17 protein-coding genes are annotated in these 15,851 nt (G+C 74.6%); 8 read left to right on the top strand and 9 right to left on the bottom strand.

Translation table 11 applies throughout. The features are described 5' to 3' along the window. Positions 1-67 precede the first annotated feature (67 nt). From ACIGW2_RS08995 to ACIGW2_RS08975, 5 genes are all read right to left on the bottom strand, one after another. A complete protein-coding gene (locus tag ACIGW2_RS08995; protein WP_399842244.1) occupies positions 68-1,804 on the bottom strand; it encodes a choice-of-anchor M domain-containing protein in 1,737 nt (578 codons plus the stop codon). 78 nt (positions 1,805-1,882) lie between these two features. After that, positions 1,883-2,554, bottom strand: coding sequence for a choice-of-anchor M domain-containing protein (locus ACIGW2_RS08990; protein WP_391652019.1), 672 nt, complete (start codon positions 2,552-2,554; stop codon positions 1,883-1,885). Positions 2,555-2,660: 106 nt separating this feature from the next. After that, positions 2,661-2,984 carry a DUF6213 family protein gene (locus ACIGW2_RS08985; RefSeq protein WP_399842241.1) on the bottom strand — a complete coding sequence of 108 codons (324 nt, stop codon included), beginning with the start codon at positions 2,982-2,984 and terminating at the stop codon, positions 2,661-2,663. After that, positions 2,981-4,024: an iron-containing redox enzyme family protein gene (locus ACIGW2_RS08980; RefSeq protein ID WP_399842238.1), complete on the bottom strand. Its 1,044-nt coding sequence runs from the start codon at positions 4,022-4,024 to the stop codon at positions 2,981-2,983. Before ACIGW2_RS08980 ends, ACIGW2_RS08985 begins: the two co-directional genes overlap by 4 nt. Further along, positions 4,021-4,317 carry a CDGSH iron-sulfur domain-containing protein gene (locus ACIGW2_RS08975; protein ID WP_391652022.1) on the bottom strand — a complete coding sequence of 99 codons (297 nt, stop codon included), beginning with the start codon at positions 4,315-4,317 and terminating at the stop codon, positions 4,021-4,023. The genes ACIGW2_RS08980 and ACIGW2_RS08975 overlap by 4 nt, the downstream gene beginning before the upstream one ends. 230 nt (positions 4,318-4,547) lie before the next feature. On the opposite strand from ACIGW2_RS08975, the gene ACIGW2_RS08970 reads away from it, so the two are divergent. Continuing rightward, on the top strand, positions 4,548-5,132 hold the full coding sequence (locus ACIGW2_RS08970) for an SRPBCC family protein (RefSeq protein WP_399842235.1): 585 nt from the start codon (positions 4,548-4,550) through the stop codon (positions 5,130-5,132). A gap of 43 nt (positions 5,133-5,175) precedes the next feature. Here the strand turns inward: ACIGW2_RS08970 and ACIGW2_RS08965 are convergent, their stop codons facing one another. Next, a complete protein-coding gene (locus ACIGW2_RS08965) occupies positions 5,176-5,862 on the bottom strand; it encodes a HemK2/MTQ2 family protein methyltransferase (protein ID WP_391652024.1) in 687 nt (228 codons plus the stop codon). 249 nt (positions 5,863-6,111) lie between these two features. Between ACIGW2_RS08965 and ACIGW2_RS08960 the strand changes: the two genes are divergently transcribed. From ACIGW2_RS08960 to ACIGW2_RS08945, 4 genes are all read left to right on the top strand, one after another. After that, positions 6,112-6,531: a CBS domain-containing protein gene (locus ACIGW2_RS08960; protein ID WP_391652025.1), complete on the top strand. Its 420-nt coding sequence runs from the start codon at positions 6,112-6,114 to the stop codon at positions 6,529-6,531. Between the two features lie 112 nt (positions 6,532-6,643). Continuing rightward, on the top strand, positions 6,644-7,372 hold the full coding sequence (locus ACIGW2_RS08955; RefSeq protein WP_391652026.1) for a VanZ family protein: 729 nt from the start codon (positions 6,644-6,646) through the stop codon (positions 7,370-7,372). 9 nt (positions 7,373-7,381) lie between these two features. Next, entirely contained in the window at positions 7,382-8,131 is a 750-nt protein-coding gene (locus ACIGW2_RS08950; protein WP_391652027.1) for a response regulator transcription factor, read from the top strand. Then, complete coding sequence (locus ACIGW2_RS08945) at positions 8,124-9,209, top strand: sensor histidine kinase (RefSeq protein ID WP_391652028.1); 1,086 nt, start codon at positions 8,124-8,126, stop codon at positions 9,207-9,209. The genes ACIGW2_RS08950 and ACIGW2_RS08945 overlap by 8 nt, the downstream gene beginning before the upstream one ends. Before the next feature lie 20 nt (positions 9,210-9,229). Here ACIGW2_RS08945 and ACIGW2_RS08940 read toward each other — a convergent pair whose 3' ends face one another. The 3 genes from ACIGW2_RS08940 to ACIGW2_RS08930 form a co-directional block, all read right to left on the bottom strand. Next, entirely contained in the window at positions 9,230-10,495 is a 1,266-nt protein-coding gene (locus ACIGW2_RS08940; RefSeq protein ID WP_399842231.1) for an MFS transporter, read from the bottom strand. Positions 10,496-10,524: 29 nt separating this feature from the next. Beyond that, complete coding sequence (locus tag ACIGW2_RS08935) at positions 10,525-11,898, bottom strand: MFS transporter (protein WP_399842229.1); 1,374 nt, start codon at positions 11,896-11,898, stop codon at positions 10,525-10,527. 78 nt (positions 11,899-11,976) lie between these two features. Next, positions 11,977-12,537 (bottom strand): helix-turn-helix domain-containing protein, encoded by a 561-nt coding sequence (locus ACIGW2_RS08930; protein ID WP_361576593.1) that lies wholly within the window; start codon positions 12,535-12,537, stop codon positions 11,977-11,979. Between the two features lie 230 nt (positions 12,538-12,767). Between ACIGW2_RS08930 and ACIGW2_RS08925 the strand changes: the two genes are divergently transcribed. The 3 genes from ACIGW2_RS08925 to ACIGW2_RS08915 are packed head-to-tail and all read left to right on the top strand — an operon-like array spanning position 12,768 to position 15,617. Continuing rightward, positions 12,768-13,892, top strand: coding sequence for an aryl-sulfate sulfotransferase (locus ACIGW2_RS08925; protein WP_391652031.1), 1,125 nt, complete (start codon positions 12,768-12,770; stop codon positions 13,890-13,892). Then, positions 13,889-15,283: a uracil-xanthine permease family protein gene (locus ACIGW2_RS08920; RefSeq protein WP_399842226.1), complete on the top strand. Its 1,395-nt coding sequence runs from the start codon at positions 13,889-13,891 to the stop codon at positions 15,281-15,283. Before ACIGW2_RS08925 ends, ACIGW2_RS08920 begins: the two co-directional genes overlap by 4 nt. After that, a complete protein-coding gene (locus ACIGW2_RS08915; protein ID WP_399842224.1) occupies positions 15,234-15,617 on the top strand; it encodes a VOC family protein in 384 nt (127 codons plus the stop codon). Before ACIGW2_RS08920 ends, ACIGW2_RS08915 begins: the two co-directional genes overlap by 50 nt. Positions 15,618-15,851 lie beyond the last annotated feature (234 nt).

Genomic DNA, 15,851 nt, shown 5'->3' with positions numbered 1-15,851 from the left:
TCCTTGGTGGGTACGGAGGACCGGCTCCGGGGGCGGGAGGGACGGCTGTGGCCCCCGGAGCCGGTGGTCAGTGGGCGGGCTCGGGCGGTTCCGCGCGCCGGCGGCGGCGTGCGGCGAGGAAGGCGACCGCTCCGGCGCCGACCGCGGCGGCGGCCAGGCCGACGGGCAGCAGGGCGGGGGCGCCGGTGGAGGCCAGGCGCCCGTCGGTGGCGCCGCCGGTGGCCGATCCGGTTCCGGAGGTCCCGGCTGCGGCCGAACCCGCTGCCGCGGCCTGCCCGTTGGTGCCACCGGCCGTGCCGTCGCCGGCCGGCGGCTCGTCCGTGCCCCCGGGCGCCGGCGCGGACGGGGACGTGGACGGGGTGGTCGTCGGGGTGCCGCCGGGCGGGGTGGTCGTGGGAGCGACGGGTCCGTCGCCCGGTCCCGGCCGCACCGTCGTGGGGTCGACGGTGCCGACCGCCCAGGCGATGGTGGCCGTGTCGCTGACCTTCGTACCGTCGGCGAGGGTGGCGGCCACGGTGAGGACCGTCCGGTAGACGCCCTCCTTCGTGAAGGCCCACGCGGAGTGGGAGTGGCTGCCGGCGGTGTGCTCGAAGGCGTCGGGCAGTCCGTTGCCGCTGTCGAGGAGCACGGTGCTGTCCAGGGAGTTGTCGTTGACGACGGCGAGCCGGCCGGGGCCCTGGAGCGCGTCGAGCCGGTAGCTGATCCTGCCCTTCACCTGGGCGGCCGGGAACTCCTCGGTGTTCCAGCCGGGCCAGACGAGTCCGTCGAGCCGGCTGGACGGGAGCCACCACACGGGGTCGCCGGGGGTGCCGAGGAAGGCCTGGGCCTCGCCGATACGGCGCTTGGCGGCGGGTCTGACGTGGATGACGACGTCCTCGGGATCGTGCCACCGTGGGTTCTGGAGGGTGCCGTCCTTGATCCGGAAGGCGAGCTTCCCTGGCGAAACGGGGCGTGCGGCCAGGTCGATGTGGCCGTCGTCGATGACGTACCCGGCGGGGGCCGACGGGGACGGAGTCGCGGTCCCGCTCGGGGGTGGGGTCGGGGTCGGGGTCGAGCTGGTGGTGGGGGTCGGGGTGGCGGTGGGGGTGCTGCCGTCCCCGGGCCGTACCCGCGTGGGGTCGGTGGACCCGACGGCGACGGCCAGGGTCTCGGTGTCGCTCACCTCGCTGCCGTCGGCCAGGGTCGCGGTGACCGTGAGGGTCAGCCGGTGGACGCCCTCGGCGGCGAAGCCCCAGGTGGGCGCGAAGCGTTCCGTTCCCTGCGGCAGGAGGAAGGAATGGTGGCCCGGATCCTCGCTGTTGAGGTGCTGGACCGGCTCCTGGTCGGTCCACTCCATCTCCTCGGTGAACGTGTAGAGCGCGAAGCGCCCCTCCCCCTGGGCGCGGTCGAGGGTGACCTCGACCGCTCGTGCGCCGGGCAGCCCCGTCCAGGCCGGCGTCAGGGCGAAGACGTCCCGCGCGTGGCGCCCGTTCAGGAACCAGCCGTACAGTCCGTCGCCCAGGACCGGGTTGACCGGCGAGAGGATCGACTCCTTCGCCTCGGGGACGACGTGCAGCACCACGTCCGCGGGTTCGCGCGGCACCGTCCCGTGGCCGGTGCGGTCGGCGATCTGCAGGTCGAGCCGGCCGTCGGCGAGCTGCGGGACGAGGTCGATGTCGCCCTGGGCCAGCACGACGGCGCCGCCGCCCGCGTGGGCGGTCCCGCTGCCCGCGGCGACCAGTCCGGCGGCCGCGGTGAGCAGCACGGCGGCCAGGGTGGCGGCGGTCACCGTGACGGCGCGCCGGCCGTGTGTCAGGACGCTCATGGTCCTGCCTCCTTGCCGAGGCGGTGACCCGCCCGTGCGGCGGGCACGGACGGGTCACCGCGGTCCGGTGGTCTCCGGTCAGTTGGTGACGGTGAAGGTGAGGGTGTCGGTGGCCGACCTGGTCACGCCGCCGACGGTGCCGCTGACGGTGAAGGTGACCTTGTAGGTGCCGGGCTCCTCGAAGGCCCAGTTGGCGTGGTCGTGCGCGCCGACGGCGAAGGTCTTGGTCTTGTACGAGGTGGTGGTGCCGCTGTCGTAGTAGCGGTCCACGGTCGAGCCGTTGACCTTGTAGACGCTGAAGTCGTCGGTGGCGGCGCCGTCGCGGGTCACCGTGCCGAGCTTGTACTGCACGGTGTCGCCGGCGAACACGCCGGTGGTCAGGTGCTCGGTGGAGATGCCGGGCCACAGCACGTTCCTGGCGGTCGCGGCGGCCTGGTCCTGCGGCAGCACCCAGACCTGGGCGCCGGTGCCGAGGAAGGCGTACGGGGTGCCGGTGGGGCGCGCGACCTTGGCGGCGGCCGGGACAGAGAGCACGACGTCGGCCGGCTGGTACTCGACCGCGTTGGTCTCGTCGTGGACGTGCAGGGCGAAGGCGGCGCCGTCCCACTCCGCGTCCAGGACGTCGACGTGGCCGCCGGTGAGCGGGGTGACGGCGAAGGCGGAGCTGTTGAGGCCCGCCACGGCAAGCACGGTGGCGGCCACGCCGGTGACGGTCATCAGGCGCGTGCGGGTGTGCGAACGGGTGCGCAAAGGAACCCCCCTTGGGTCATGTCCATGGCGTTCACAGACATGCAGACGATAATCATTTTCATTAAACGCTCGCAAGTCCCCGCCGTCCGGAGCCGGATCGCCCCCGTCAGCCCTGTGAGCCGTCCCCGCCCGCTCCGCCCTCGACGCCGCCGGCGTCCTCCTCGCCCCCGCCGTCGCCGTCGCCGTCGCCGTCGCCTTCCACGCCGTCCTTGGGCGGCAGCAGCGCGATGCACTCGGCGTCGATCTGGTCGGCCACCTCCATGAGGCCGGTCGCCAGGGCGAGGACGGTCTCCGGGTCGTAGTCCGCCTCGCCCCGGTCGGTGGCCTGGAGCCACACCGCCGCGACGTGCCGCAGCAGACCCGTCATCTGGTCCGCCCGGACGAGCAGATGGCCGCCGGCGAGGAGGATGTACGAGGGCGTGGACGTCATGCGCCGTCACCCCACCCGCCGAGCCGCTCCCGCAGGGCCGTGCGTCCCGACTCCCACGCGCCGGTCACGGCCTCCGCGAAGCGGTCCTCCAGGAGGGCCGTGGCCTGCGCGCCGAACGCCACGTCAGCGGCGAGCCCCGGTTCCTCGGCCAGGAGCGGGGCGACGACCTCGTGCCGGACCAGCTGCTCGTGGACGGCGTCGGCCTCCACGTGCTCGTCGTAGTACCAGGCCGCCGCCTCCCCCGCGCCGGTACGGCGCAGCGCGGCGGCGAGCCGGGACGCCGCCGGCGGCGAGGTGATCTCCAGGGCGGCGAAGTGACCGACGAGGGCGCCCCGGCGGGACCGGTGCAGGGCGAGCAGCGACATCAGGTTGGCGTTGGCCAGCGCGGGCGCGCCGACTGCGGGCAGGTAGTGGCCGTAGCGGGGGTCGAGGTCGAGGGCGCGCAGGTGTTGCGCGTACAGCTCGGCGTGCATGCGCTCGGCCCGGCCGCCGCCGTACTCGTCGTACTGGATCGTCATCATGCCCGCCTTGGCCCGCCCGCCGAGCCGGGGCAGCACCCACAGGTGCGGGTCGGCCTCGCGCAGCTGGTGGACCGAGCGCAGGACGGCGTGTTCGCGCAGCTGCCGCAGGGTGCCGTGGCGGACCAGGTAGTGCGAGGTCCCGCGGCCGTCGACGGGCTCGGTGAGCAGTCGCGCGACGGCCTCGGAGGGGGGCGGGAGAGGGCCGCAGTCGGCGCGCAGGGCCTCCTCGAAGCGGGCTTCGAGGAGGGCGCGCAGGCGCAGCAGGTCGAGGTCCCACTCGGCCTCGTCGGGGACGCCGTCGAAGCCCCGGTAGTGCAGTTCGTATCCGAGGTGGAGGGCCAGCTGCACGTCCTCGCCGTACGGGTCGGCGGTGGAGACGGCCGAGGGACCGGGCAGGCTCCCGGGGCGGCGGCCGCGCAGCCGGTCGATCACCGCCGAGGACAACTCGCCGCGCGACGGCGGGAGTTCGGGCGGCCGCGGGGCCGTCCCGACGCGGGTGTCACGGTCGACGGCGGTCACCGGTCCGTCTCCTTCCCCGTCCGGGTCCCGGTCGCCGACCCCGTCGCCGTTTCCGTGCGTGTCCCGGTCGGGCGGTGCCGGGAGCGAGGGCGGTGACTGGTGTCGCAGAACGGCTCGTTCAGGGTGCGCCGGCACCGGCACAGGGCCACGACCGGGCGGTCGCTGCGGCGGACCGTGCCGTCCGGCAGGACCAGCTCCACCGGCCCTTCGACCAGCAGGGGCCCCTCGGCCAGCGGGGTGATCCGCACGGCGTCCCGGCGCCCTTCGTTCTGGTGCTTCTCCGCACGTGTCACGACGTACCTCCGCTGCGTGGGGGCGACGGCATGGCGGCTGCCCCGTTCGGCCAGGGGTATGCCCGCGCGGGCCCCCTCGGGCCGCGCGTATCCGCGGCCCGAGGGGGTAGTCGCAGGCGTTCAGTGAGGGATTCCGGGGACGGCGGGAGGACTTCCGGGAGACGCGGGAGGCCTTCCGGCGGCGGCGCGGACGCGTCGCGCGCGGGACCAGGATCGAGGAGGAGACGACCATGAGCATGGTGCAGGAGACGATCCGGGTGGCCGCCCCGCTGCGCGCCGTGTACGGCAGGTGGACGCGGTTCGAGGACTTCCCGCGCTTCATGGAGGGCGTCGAGGAGGTCCGCCAGGTCGACGACCGGCTGTGCCACTGGCGCACCCGGGTGGCGGGCGTGACCCGCGAGTTCGACACCGAGATCGTCGACCAGCTGCCCGACGAGCGCATCTCCTGGCGCACGGTGGGCGGCGAGGTGAAGCAGAAGGGAGTGGTCAGCTTCCAGCGCCTCGACGAGGAGCACACCCGGGTCAGTCTGGCGATGGACGTCGAGCCGCAGGGCATCGTCGAGAAGGCCGGTGACGCCCTGGGCTTCCTGGAGGAGCGGGTCAGGGGCGACCTCCAGCGCTTCAAGCGGTACGTGGAGGAGGAGGCCGAAGGCGCCGACGAGGGCTGGCGCGGCCGGCTCCGGCCCGCCGACAGCCCGCCCGCCGTGGGCGAACCGCCGGGCGCGCCGGTGTCCGAGGGCTCCCCCGAACCGGAGCGGCCCGGCCCCTATCCGGGCCCGCTCCCGGACGATCCGCACGGCGCGCCCCACATCTGATCCGACCGCTCCGTCCGGCCGCTGGACCGCCGGCGCCGGACCGTCACCTTCGGGCGCTCCGCTCGCGGCCCTCCCGCCGGACGGCCCGGATCACGACCAGCTCCTCGGCCCGCGTGCCCGGGCTGACCAGCCCGCGCTGCTCGAACCAGCCGGCCCGGGCCGACATGACCGGGCCGAAGCGCTGGACGCGCCGGGCCGCGACGCGGGCGCGCAGCCCGTGCTCGTACAGCGCGGCAAGGCTGGCGGCGGTCCCGCTGAGGGAGGACTGCACGAGCAGCAGGACGCCGTCGCGGACCAGGAGCCGGGGCGCGATCCGGCAGATCCGGTCGAGGAGGAGGCGGCCGTCGGGTCCCGCGTCCCAGGCCCGCCGCAGGCCCCCGGTCGGCGCGTGCGGCGCGCGGGCGGGGACGTAGGGCGGATTGACGGTGACGAGGTCGAAGCGCTCGCCCGCCACTGGCGCCGCCAGGTCCCCGTGCAGGACGCGCACGTCGCAGCCGTACAGCAGCGCGTTGGACCGGGCCGCGGCGACGGCGGCGCGGGAGATGTCGGACGCGGTCGCCCGCGCGCCCCGGCGGGCGGCGGCGACGGCGAGGATCCCGGTGCCGGTGCACAGGTCGAGCGTGCGCGCGCCGGGGGCGAGGGGCTCGCGGGCGAGGCACTCCAGGAGCAGGGCCGTGTCGCCCTGCGGGGCGTAGACGCCCGGCGGTCGGATCATCCTGAGCTCGGTCATCCCACGCGAGTGCCCGGGCTCCCCGCCCCGCACACCCCTCCTGCTCCCCCTCGCCCCTCGCCCCTCGCCCCTCGTCCCCTCGCGTCCCCTCGTGCCGGGCCGCGTCCGCATGATCGCCGACGTCGGGGGCAGCGGCCGGTGGAGGGCTCCTTCCGGGAACCCGTACGACCCATGTGTATGACCCATCGACACGACTCGTCGACATGACTCATCCCCTGGCTGATACGAGAGCGAGAGCGAGTAACGGACATGAACACCGCACGCGATCTGATGACGCCCGACGCCACCTGTGTCCGCTGGAACGAGTCCGTGGCCGACGCCGCTCGGAAGATGGCGGAACTCGACGTGGGCGCCCTGCCCATCTGCGGACCGGACGAGCGGCTCAAGGGCATGCTCACCGACCGCGACATCGTCCTGGAGGTCGTCGCCAAGGGCATCGACCCGGCCACGTGCACGGCCGGTGACCTGGCCGGCGACGACATCATCACCGTGGGCGCGGACGACTCCGCCGACGAGGTCCTGCGCGTGATGAGCGAACACCAGATCCGCCGTGTCCCGGTCATCGACGGGCACGTGCTGGTGGGCATCATCGCCCAGGCCGACGTCGCCCGTGAGATGCCGGAGAAGAAGGTCGGCGACCTCGTCGAGTCCGTCTCCGCGACGTCGTGACGTCCTGACGTCCTGACGTCCTGAGCCCCGGGCCGGCCCCGGCCCCCACCTATCGCGGGCATATCGAAAATCGCATACGCCGCCACAACAGGCCGTGGTGTCCCCTGGGGGCATGATCAGCGACACCGCCACTCCCCCGGCACCGCGCCGCCGCACCCGCAGGACCGTGAGCCTCTGCCTCGCGGTCCTCGGCCTGACCGCCGCCCTGTACGTCATCCGCGGGCCGCTCCTGATGTCCGCGCCGCGGTGCGTGGCGGGGCGGTGGCACGGGTGCTGGGACACGTTCAACGGCGTGGTGCTCATGACCCTGCTGACGATCCCGCTGTCCGCCCTGCTGGTGTGGGGCCTTGCCCGGGTGCGGCGGGCCGCCGACGGGCGCGCGTGGGCCCGGCGCAGGTCGCTCGCCGAGGTGGGCATGGTGCACGGGACCCTGCCGTTCGTGTGGCTGATCCTGATGCCGGGCGCCGGCGCCGGTGTGGTGCCCGGCCGGGTGAGCCTGGTGCCCCTGCGGGACCTGGTCACCATGGGGTCCCTCGGGATCGTCGGCAATCTGCTGGTCTTCGCGTCGCTGGGCTTCTTCGGTCCGATGCGGTTCGCGGCCCTCGCCTCCGTGCCGCGGGTCCTGGCGCTGGGCGCGGGGTGTTCGGTGCTGGTCGAGACGGCGCAGTACGTGCTGCGGCTCGACCGGGTGTCCTCGGTGGACGACGTGCTGGTCAACGCCGCCGGCGCGGGGCTCGCCGCGCTCGCCTCGCGGCGGTGGTGGCGCACCGTGCCCGAGGCCCCGTCGGACGCCCTGCCCGCCCCGCGTCCGTACGCGTCGGCGGCGGGCCCGGCTGATTAGGCTTCCGGCATGCGTGTACTGATCGTGGAGGACGAGCCCTATCTGGCGGAGGCCGTCCGGGACGGGCTGCGGCTGGAGGCGATCGCCGCCGACATCGCGGGCGACGGCGACGCGGCCCTGGAGCTGCTGGGCGTCAACTCCTACGACCTCGCGATCCTCGACCGTGACATCCCCGGCCCCTCCGGCGACGAGGTGGCCCGGCGGATCGTCGCCTCCGGCAGCGGGATGCCGATCCTCATGCTGACGGCCGCCGACCGGATCGACGACAAGGAGTCCGGGTTCGCGCTCGGCGCCGACGACTACCTCACCAAGCCGTTCGAGCTGCGGGAGCTGGTGATGCGGCTGCGGGCACTGGACCGGCGGCGCGCCCACGTCCGGCCGCCCGTGCGGGAGCTCGCGGGGCTGCGGGTCGACCCGTTCCGCCGGGAGGTCTTCCGGGACGGGCGGTACGTCGCGCTCACCCGCAAGCAGTTCGCCGTCCTGGAGGTGCTCGTCGCGGCGGAGGGCGGGGTGGTCAGTTCCGAGCAGCTCCTGGAACGGGCCTGGGACGAGAACGCCGACCCGCTCACCAATGCCGTACGGATCACCGTGTCCGCGCTGCGCAAGCGGCTCGGCGAGCCGTGGATCATCGCCACGGTGCCGGGCGTCGGCTACCGCATCGACACCGGGCCTGGCCCGGAGTCCGTCCCGCGCACCCCGTCGCACTCGGGCCCGGACGCCCCGCCCTCCTCCGCCCCCGACCGGCGTCCGCGTGCGTAGGCGCGCCGGGCTCAGCGCCCGGATGAAGCTCACGCTCAGCTACGCCGGGTTCCTCGCCGTGGCCGGCGCGCTGCTGCTGGCCGTGGTGTGGGGGTTCCTGCTGCGGTACGTGCCGGACACCGACCAGGGGCTGCTCGGGATCTCGCCGAACCGGTATCTGCTGGTGCACACCTTCGTGCCGGCCGCAGCCGTGGCCATGGCCTTCCTCCTGGTCTTCGGTCTCGTCGGGGGCTGGCTCCTGGCGGGCCGGATGCTGGCGCCGCTGCACCGGATCACGGACGCGGCGCGGCTCGCGGGGCAGGGGTCGCTGTCCCACCGGATCCGGCTGGAGGGACGTCAGGACGAGTTCCGCGAACTCGCCGACGCCTTCGACACGATGCTGGACCGGCTGGAGTCGCACGTGGCCGAGCAGCGCAGGTTCGCGGCGAACGCCTCGCACGAGCTGCGCACCCCGCTGGCCGTCTCGCAGGCGCTGCTCGACGTCGCCGAACGGGAGCCGGACCGCGACCGGGGCGAACTCGTCGCGCGCCTGCGGGTCGTGAACGCGCGGGCGATCGGTCTGACCGAGGCGCTGCTGCTGCTCAGCCGCAGCGACCGCGGCACCTTCGCGCGCGAGGAGGTCGATCTGTCGCTCGTCGCCGAGGAGGCGGCCGAGACCCTGCTGCCGCTCGCCGAGCGGCGCGGGGTCGCGCTCGACGTGACGGGCGTCCCGGCCCCGACCAGGGGTTCCGCGGAGCTGCTGCTGCGGATGGTGACGAACCTCGTCCAGAACGCCGTCGTGCACAACCTGCCGGCCGGCGGGACGGTGACGGTGCACACGGAGGCGCGGGACGGCGCGTGCGTGCTGCGGGTGGAGAACACCGGGCCCGTCGTGCCGCCCGACCTGGTGCCCACGCTGACCGAGCCCTTCCGGCGCGGTACGGAGCGGGTCCGCGCGGCCGGTTCCGGTGAGCACGCCGGGGTGGGGCTCGGCCTGGCGATCGTGGCCTCCGTCGTCCGCGCGCACGGCGGAGGCCTCGATCTCGCGCCCCGGCCGGCCGGCGGCCTGCTGGTCACCGTCCGGCTGCCCGGGGCCTGAGCCGCTGACGACCGGAACCGTCAGGCGGTGCCGGGGCTCGGCGCGGTGACCGCCTCGGGCTCCTCGGTCGTGGACAGCGCCCGGGCCTCGCGGTCGAGGGCCAGGCGGACGCCGACCGCGAGGACGGGCACGGCGGCCGCGGCGAACGCCCAACGGAGGTCGCCCGCGACCAGGAGGCCCATGACCGCGAGGGAGAGGGGCTCCAGGACGACCCGGGGCAGGTACATGACGCTGTTGATGCGTCCCAGGACCTCCGGGGGTGTGCGGGTCTGGATGAACGCGGGCAGGGCCACGTCGCTGGAGTAGGCCACGCCCACGCCGAGCAGGGCGAGGACGGCGGCGGCGAGCCAGACGTTCGGCAGGACGCCGAGGAGCACGAAGGCCACGCCCTCGGCGAGCGTCATGCCGATGACGAGCAGGCCCCAGCGGCGGGGCAGTCCGGTGAAGACGGCCGCGAGGGTGCCGGTGAGCTGGCCGAGTCCCCAGGCGGACAGGAGCAGGCCGAGGGCCGTCGCGTTCTGCGGGAAGGACTTCGCGAGGGCGGGCAGGCCCACCGCGAACAGGCCGCTGTAGCTCAGCGCCGCCGCCCCGATGATCATCAGGACGGTGCGCGCCTCCCGGCTGCGCCGGACGTGGCGGAGTCCGTCCACGATCTCGCTGCCGATGACCGAGAGCGGCTTGGACTCCTCGCCGTCGGGGGCGCGCCGCGGAGCGGCGAGGACGGTCCAGGCCGCCACGAAGAAGGTGCCGCTGTTGAGCAGGATCGCGGCCGGCGTGCCGACGAGCGCGACGAGCGAGGCGCCGAGCAGCGGTCCGAGGAAACGGGCGCCCTGCTCGCCGAACCCGACGAGCGCGTTGCCGCGCGGGATCTGCTCGGCCGGCAGCAGGGACGGCAGGATGCTCTCCTGCGCCGGGAAGAAGAAGGCCTCGGCCACGCCCGCGACGGCACCCAGCGCGTACAGGTGCCACACCCGCACGCCGTCGGCGACGGCGAGGACGCCGAGCAGTCCCACGGCGGTGCCCCGGACCAGGTGGGAGCAGAGCATGACGGTGCGGGGCGACATCCGGTCGGTGACGGCGCCGCCGACCAGCAGCAGCACCCCGCGCGGCACCGTCTGCACGAGCAGCACCGCCGCCAGCGCCCCGGCCGAGCCGGTCTCCTGGAAGACCAGCCAGACGAAGGCCACCTCGAAGGTGTGGTCGCCCAGCATCGACAGGGTCTCACCGCACCACACCGCCCGGAACGCGCGGTGGCGCAACGGCAGTCGAACGCGTTCCGGCATCATGCGCCCCACCCCCTGCTCTGACCGCCCCGTCACCGGTCCAGCGGCCTGTGGGCCGTCTCCGGCAGGCGGAGGTAGACCGCGGAGGAGACGAGGCAGAGGGCGGCGACGTACCAGGGGAAGAGGTGCGGCCGGTCCAGCTCCTTCAGGAGGGTGCCGACGTAGGGGGCGGTGCCGCCGAAGAGGGCGACGGTGAGGGAGTACGGGAAGCCGATGCCGGCGGCGCGGACCCGGGCCGGGAAGGTCTCCGCGTTGACGGCGGCGGAGATCGAGGTGAAGCCGGTGAGCAGCACCATGCCGGCGCACTGGACGAGGAGCAGGGTGAGGAAGGAGCCGTCGAGCGCCTTGAGGAGCGGGACGACGAGGACGGCGAAGCCGAGGCCGAAGAAGAGCAGGCTCGGTTTGCGGCCGAAGCGGTCGGAGAGCAGGCCGCCGAGCGGCTGGAGGAGGGTGAAGAAGGCGAGCGACAGGGTGCCCGCGAGCAGCGCGTCCTCCTTGGCGATGCCGGTGTTGAGCTCGGCATAGGTCGGCAGGTAGGAGGTCCAGGTGTAGTAGGCGAGGGTGCCGCCGGCGGTGATGCCGCCGATCAGCAGGGAGGCGCGCGGGTGGTGGCGGATCGCGTCGAGGAGGCCGGGCCGGCGTTCGCCGGCGGGCCGTTCGGCGCGGGTCTCCTCGGCGCCGCGCCGGATCCAGAAGCCGGCCAGGCTGAGCACGGCGCCGAGCAGGAACGGCAGCCGCCAGCCCCAGCCGTCCATGGCGGGTCCGGACAGGTTCGCGACGAGCAGCGCGGCCACGCCGGAGGCGGCGAGCTGGCCGATCGAGGTGGAGACGTACTGGAAGGAGGAGAACAGTCCGCGCCGGCCGGGTCCGGCGGACTCCACCAGGAAGGTGGTGGAGGCGGCGAACTCGCCGCCCACCGAGAGGCCTTGGAGCAGTCGGGCGGTGACGAGCACGACGGGGGCGAGGACGCCGGCGGTCGCGTAGCTGGGGGTGATGCCGACGAGCAGGCTGCTGGCGCCCATCAGCAGGATGGTGACGGTGAGCGCGGTGCGCCGGCCGCGCCGGTCGGCGACGGCGCCCATGAGCAGGCCGCCGACGGGCCGCATGAAGAAGCCGACGGCGAAGACGGCGAAGGTGGAGAGCAGCGGGACCAGGGAGTTGCCGGTGCCGGGCGGGAAGACCTGGCGCGCGATGTAGGCGGCCAGGAAGGTGTACGCGTACCAGTCGTACCACTCCACGGCGTTGCCCACGGAGGCGGCGAGCAGCTGGCGTAACGGCCGGGCGGTCGGGTGCGGTCCGGGTGGTGACGGCGGTCCGGCCGGTGCGGTGGTGGCGGACGGGGCCGCTGCGCCGGACGGCGTGGGCGGGGTCGGCGGGGTCGGGGGGTTCGCTGGCGACTCTGTCATGATCACGCCCTTCCCGCCGGAGGCGGCTCCTACGCCCCGCACGCCCCTCGTCCGGCCGCTCCCGCCCGGCCGGAGCGCTCAGGGGCCGAGGACCTCCATGTGCTCGGCGACCGCGACCACCAGGACCCGGGTGCCGGGTTCGGTGGTCCGCCAGCGGTGCCGGACCCCGCCCGAGAGCAGCAGCGAGTCGCCGCGCCCGAGGCGGTGCATCCGCCCGTCCGCCTCGACCTCCACGGCGCCGTCCGCCACGTACATCAGCTCGTCGTTGCGGTGCCGGTACTCGCGGTGCGCCTCCTGCTCGCCGGTGAACTCCAGGGCGTGCAGCTGGTGCCGGCCGCGGACCACCGGGCGGACCCGGGCGTCGGGGCGCAGTCCGCTGTCGTCGTCGGCGCGCACGAGGTCGACCGTGCGGGACTCGTCGGAGGCGGCGAGGAGTCGTACCGCCGTCGTGTCCAGGGCGTCCGCGATCCGCTGGAGCGAGCGCATGCTGGGGCGCGCCCGGTCGTTCTCGATCTGGCTGAGGAAGGGCGAGGAGAGGCCGCTGCGCGCGGCCACCTCGGCGAGGGTGAGGTCGAGCGCGCGGCGCCGGCGGCGCACGGCCGCGCCGACCCGCGGTGTCCTCGGGCCCTCGTCCGTCATCGCCGCCCCCTCCCCGTCGCCGTCCTGTGCCGCGCGCGCCGCGCGTTCCCGCCGGTCGGCGCCGTGTCCCCCTGCACCCTACGCGGCCTTCGCCCGGCCCACCGAGACGGTTTCGCACTGCTGACACACGCACGTCACACGACGGCCCTAGTTTCAAAGCCGGTTGCTCTCATCAAAGAAAGTTTGACGAGAGCGGCTCCCTCCCCATCGTCTCCGACAGGAGCTCAGCCATGCCCACCGTCGACCAGAACTCCCGGCGCCGCCGCCCCACCGGTCTCCTCGCCCTCGACGAGTCCGCCGCCTTCCCCGGTCTCACCCTCTACGCGCCGCTCACCGGCACCGGCCAGGTCCATCTCGTCGACCTGCACGGTCGCGAGGTGCACCGCTGGGAGCTGCCCTACCGGCCGGGCCGGCACGCCCGGCTGCTCGCCGACGGCACGCTCGCCTTCAACGGCGTGCTGCCGGGCGAGCCCGCCCTCTTCCCGATGTGGCACAAGTACCGGGGCGGGCTGATGCTGCGGGTCGGGCCGGACGGCACGGTGCTGCGCGAGCTGCGCGACCCGCTCCAGCACCACGACGCCCACCACCTCGACGACGGGCGGGTCCTCTACTCCGCGCTGGAACCGCTCACCGGCGCGGACGCGGCGGCGGTACGGGGCGGGGTGCCCGGCTCCGAGGCCGCGGGCGGCACCGTGTGGGCCGACACGATCCGCGAGGTGGGTCCGGACGGCGAACTCCTGTGGTCCTGGCGGGCCGCCGAGCACCTGGACCGGGAGGCGTACCCGTTGCACGAGGCGTACGCCCGCGAGCACTGGCCGCTGATCAACAGCGTCACCCCGCTGCGCGACGGCAACGTCCTGGCCAGTCTGCGCAGCGTCTCCGCGGTCGTCGTGATCAGCCGCGCGACCGGCGAGATCCTCTGGCGCAGCCGCCCGGGCAGCGTGAGCCAGCAGCACGCGCCCACCGAACTCGCCGACGGGCGGCTGCTCGTGTTCGACAACGGCGTGTTCCGGCCCGGGCACGACGTGCCGTACTCGCGCGTGGTCGAGCTGGACCGGGCGAGCGGCGAGGTGGTGTGGGAGTACCACGACCCGGCGCGCGAGTTCTTCTTCGCGCCCTTCATGGGCTCGGCGCAGCGGCTGCCGAACGGGAACACCCTGGTCACCGACTCCCCGTCCGGGCGCCTCTTCGAGGTGACCCGCGAGGGCTATCTGTGCTGGGAGTACGTGGTGCCGCAGTTCGCGGCCTACCGCGAGAGCGAGGTCCGCGGTCTGTTCCCGTCCGAGCCGAACGCGGTGTTCCGGGCCTACCGTTACGCGGCCCAGGACATTCCGTGGCTGGGGGCCGGGGCGTGACGCGCGCGGTCGACGCGGTCGACACGGTCGACGAGCGGGTGCCGGTGCGCCGGCTGGCCCCGCTGGCGGCCCAGCACGTCCTGGCGATGATCGCCGCGCCCGTGTCCACCGTCTTCCTGGTGGGCGGCACGCTCCGGCTGGCCCCGGCGGCCACGGCCTCGCTGCTGAGCGCGGTGCTGCTGATGTGCGGGGCGGGCACGCTGCTGCAGTCGCTCGGACTGTGGCGGTTCGGCGGCCGGCTGCCGTTCGTGATGCTGCCGGGCGGGGCGGCGACGGCGCTCTTCCTGCAGATCGCGGAGGAGCACGGGGCGCCGACGGCCGTCGGCTCGGTGCTGCTCGCGGCGGCCCTGCTGCTCGCCGTGCTCCCGCTCTACGCGCGCGTGGTGCGGCTCTTCCCGCCGCTGGTGATGGGCGTGACGGTGCTGCTCATCGGCATCGCGATGATCCGGGTCGCGGCCCGGCTCGTGACCGGCCCGGACGGCACGGGCGAGCCGCGCGCGGTGCTGCTCGCCGCCCTCACCGTCGCCGCGACGTGCGGCGCGTACGTGCTGCTGCGCGGGGTCTGGCGGCAGACCTCGGTCCTCATCGGCATGGCCGCGGGCACCGGGCTGGCCGCCCTGACCGGACTCGGCGGCTTCGCCCCGGCGGCCGGCGGCGGCTTCGCGCCACCCGTGCTCCTGCCGTACGGCAGCCCCCGGTTCGACCTGCTCGCCGCCCTCCCGCTGCTGGTGTTCGCGCTGACCACCCTCGCGGAGATCACCGGGCAGACGGTCCTCAACAGCGAGACGGTGGGGCGCGCCCCGGACCCCGGCCGTGACGTGCCGCGGGTGGCGCGCGCCGACGCCCTGGTGTCGCTGGCCGGCGGCCTGTTCGGCACCTCGCTGATGGTGACCAGCGCCGAGAACATCGGCATCGGGCGCCTGAGCGGGGTCCGCAGCCGCTTCGTGACGGCCGGGGCCGGGGTGCTGCTCGTCGCCCTGGGGCTCGCCGCGCCCGTCTCCCGCCTCCTCGCCGGCATCCCGGCGCCCGTGGTGGGCGGTTCCTCGCTCGTCGTGTACGCCGTGATCGCGGTCATGGGCGTGGAGATGCTGCGCCGGGCCGAACTCGGGGGCACGGACGCGGGTACGGGTGCGGGCCGGGGCACGCTCGTGGCGGCGCTCGCGCTCGCGGCGGGCCTGCTGCCGCTGCTCGTCCCGGAGCTGTACGCGGGCTTCCCCGCGCCGGCGCGCGCGGTGCTGGGCAGCGGGGTGGTCGCGGGCACGCTGACCGCGGTGCTGCTCACGGCCCTGCCGGGGCTGCGGCCGGTGGCGCGGGCGGGGAAAGTGCGCGAGGCTCCCGGGCATGGTCTCAGTAGTGCAGAACATGGCGATCGACTGCGCGGACGCGTATGAACTGGCCCGCTTCTGGAGCGCGGTGACCGGCCGTCCGCTGGGTCCGGAGGACCGGCCGGGCGACCCGGAGGTGCAGGTGCTGCTCGCGGAGGGCCCGGTCCTCCACTTCAACCAGGTGCCCGAGCCGAAGACGGTCAAGAACCGGCTCCATCTGTGCCTGCGTCCGGAGGGCTCCCGTGACGAGGAGGTGACACGACTGCTCGCCCTCGGCGCCACTCTGGTCGCCGACCGCCGGAATCCCGACGGCTCCGGCTGGGCGGTCCTCGCCGACCCGGAGGGCAACGAGTTCTGCGTCCTGCGCAGCGCGGCCGAGCGGGCCGCCACCCCGTCCTGACCTCCGCCTTTCCCACGGCCGCCCCGGCCGGCCCCCGACGCGTGCCGTGCCGGCGCCCGTCCGGGACCGTGCCGTGGGCGGCCGCGGCATTGCGGCGCGGCCCGCGCCCCCGCGTGCGCCCCCTACGCCACCCGTAGCGCATTCCTGCCAGCTGACGACAACTTCTGATCGCTTCAGGGCATTTTCAGTTCGAGTTTATTTCTCTTTATCGGGTCACCGGGACCGAAGAGGGCT

The sequence above is a fragment of the Streptomyces sp. NPDC053541 genome, from assembly GCF_044544705.1.
GTDB lineage: Bacteria > Actinomycetota > Actinomycetes > Streptomycetales > Streptomycetaceae > Streptomyces.
This window is presented reverse-complemented; position numbering and strand designations above follow the sequence as displayed.

Bases quoted from the DNA above. Each gene is read 5' to 3' on its own strand.
- ACIGW2_RS08995 (WP_399842244.1), bottom strand. From the start codon at position 1,804: ATGAGCGTCCTGACACACGGCCGGCGCGCCGTCACGGTGACCGCCGCC.
- ACIGW2_RS08985 (WP_399842241.1), bottom strand. From the start codon at position 2,984: ATGACGTCCACGCCCTCGTACATCCTCCTCGCCGGCGGCCATCTGCTC.
- ACIGW2_RS08970 (WP_399842235.1), top strand. From the start codon at position 4,548: ATGAGCATGGTGCAGGAGACGATCCGGGTGGCCGCCCCGCTGCGCGCC.
- ACIGW2_RS08965 (WP_391652024.1), bottom strand. From the start codon at position 5,862: ATGACCGAGCTCAGGATGATCCGACCGCCGGGCGTCTACGCCCCGCAG.
- ACIGW2_RS08960 (WP_391652025.1), top strand. From the start codon at position 6,112: ATGAACACCGCACGCGATCTGATGACGCCCGACGCCACCTGTGTCCGC.
- ACIGW2_RS08955 (WP_391652026.1), top strand. From the start codon at position 6,644: ATGATCAGCGACACCGCCACTCCCCCGGCACCGCGCCGCCGCACCCGC.
- ACIGW2_RS08950 (WP_391652027.1), top strand. From the start codon at position 7,382: ATGCGTGTACTGATCGTGGAGGACGAGCCCTATCTGGCGGAGGCCGTC.
- ACIGW2_RS08940 (WP_399842231.1), bottom strand. From the start codon at position 10,495: ATGATGCCGGAACGCGTTCGACTGCCGTTGCGCCACCGCGCGTTCCGG.
- ACIGW2_RS08935 (WP_399842229.1), bottom strand. From the start codon at position 11,898: ATGACAGAGTCGCCAGCGAACCCCCCGACCCCGCCGACCCCGCCCACG.
- ACIGW2_RS08930 (WP_361576593.1), bottom strand. From the start codon at position 12,537: ATGACGGACGAGGGCCCGAGGACACCGCGGGTCGGCGCGGCCGTGCGC.
- ACIGW2_RS08925 (WP_391652031.1), top strand. From the start codon at position 12,768: ATGCCCACCGTCGACCAGAACTCCCGGCGCCGCCGCCCCACCGGTCTC.
- ACIGW2_RS08915 (WP_399842224.1), top strand. From the start codon at position 15,234: ATGGTCTCAGTAGTGCAGAACATGGCGATCGACTGCGCGGACGCGTAT.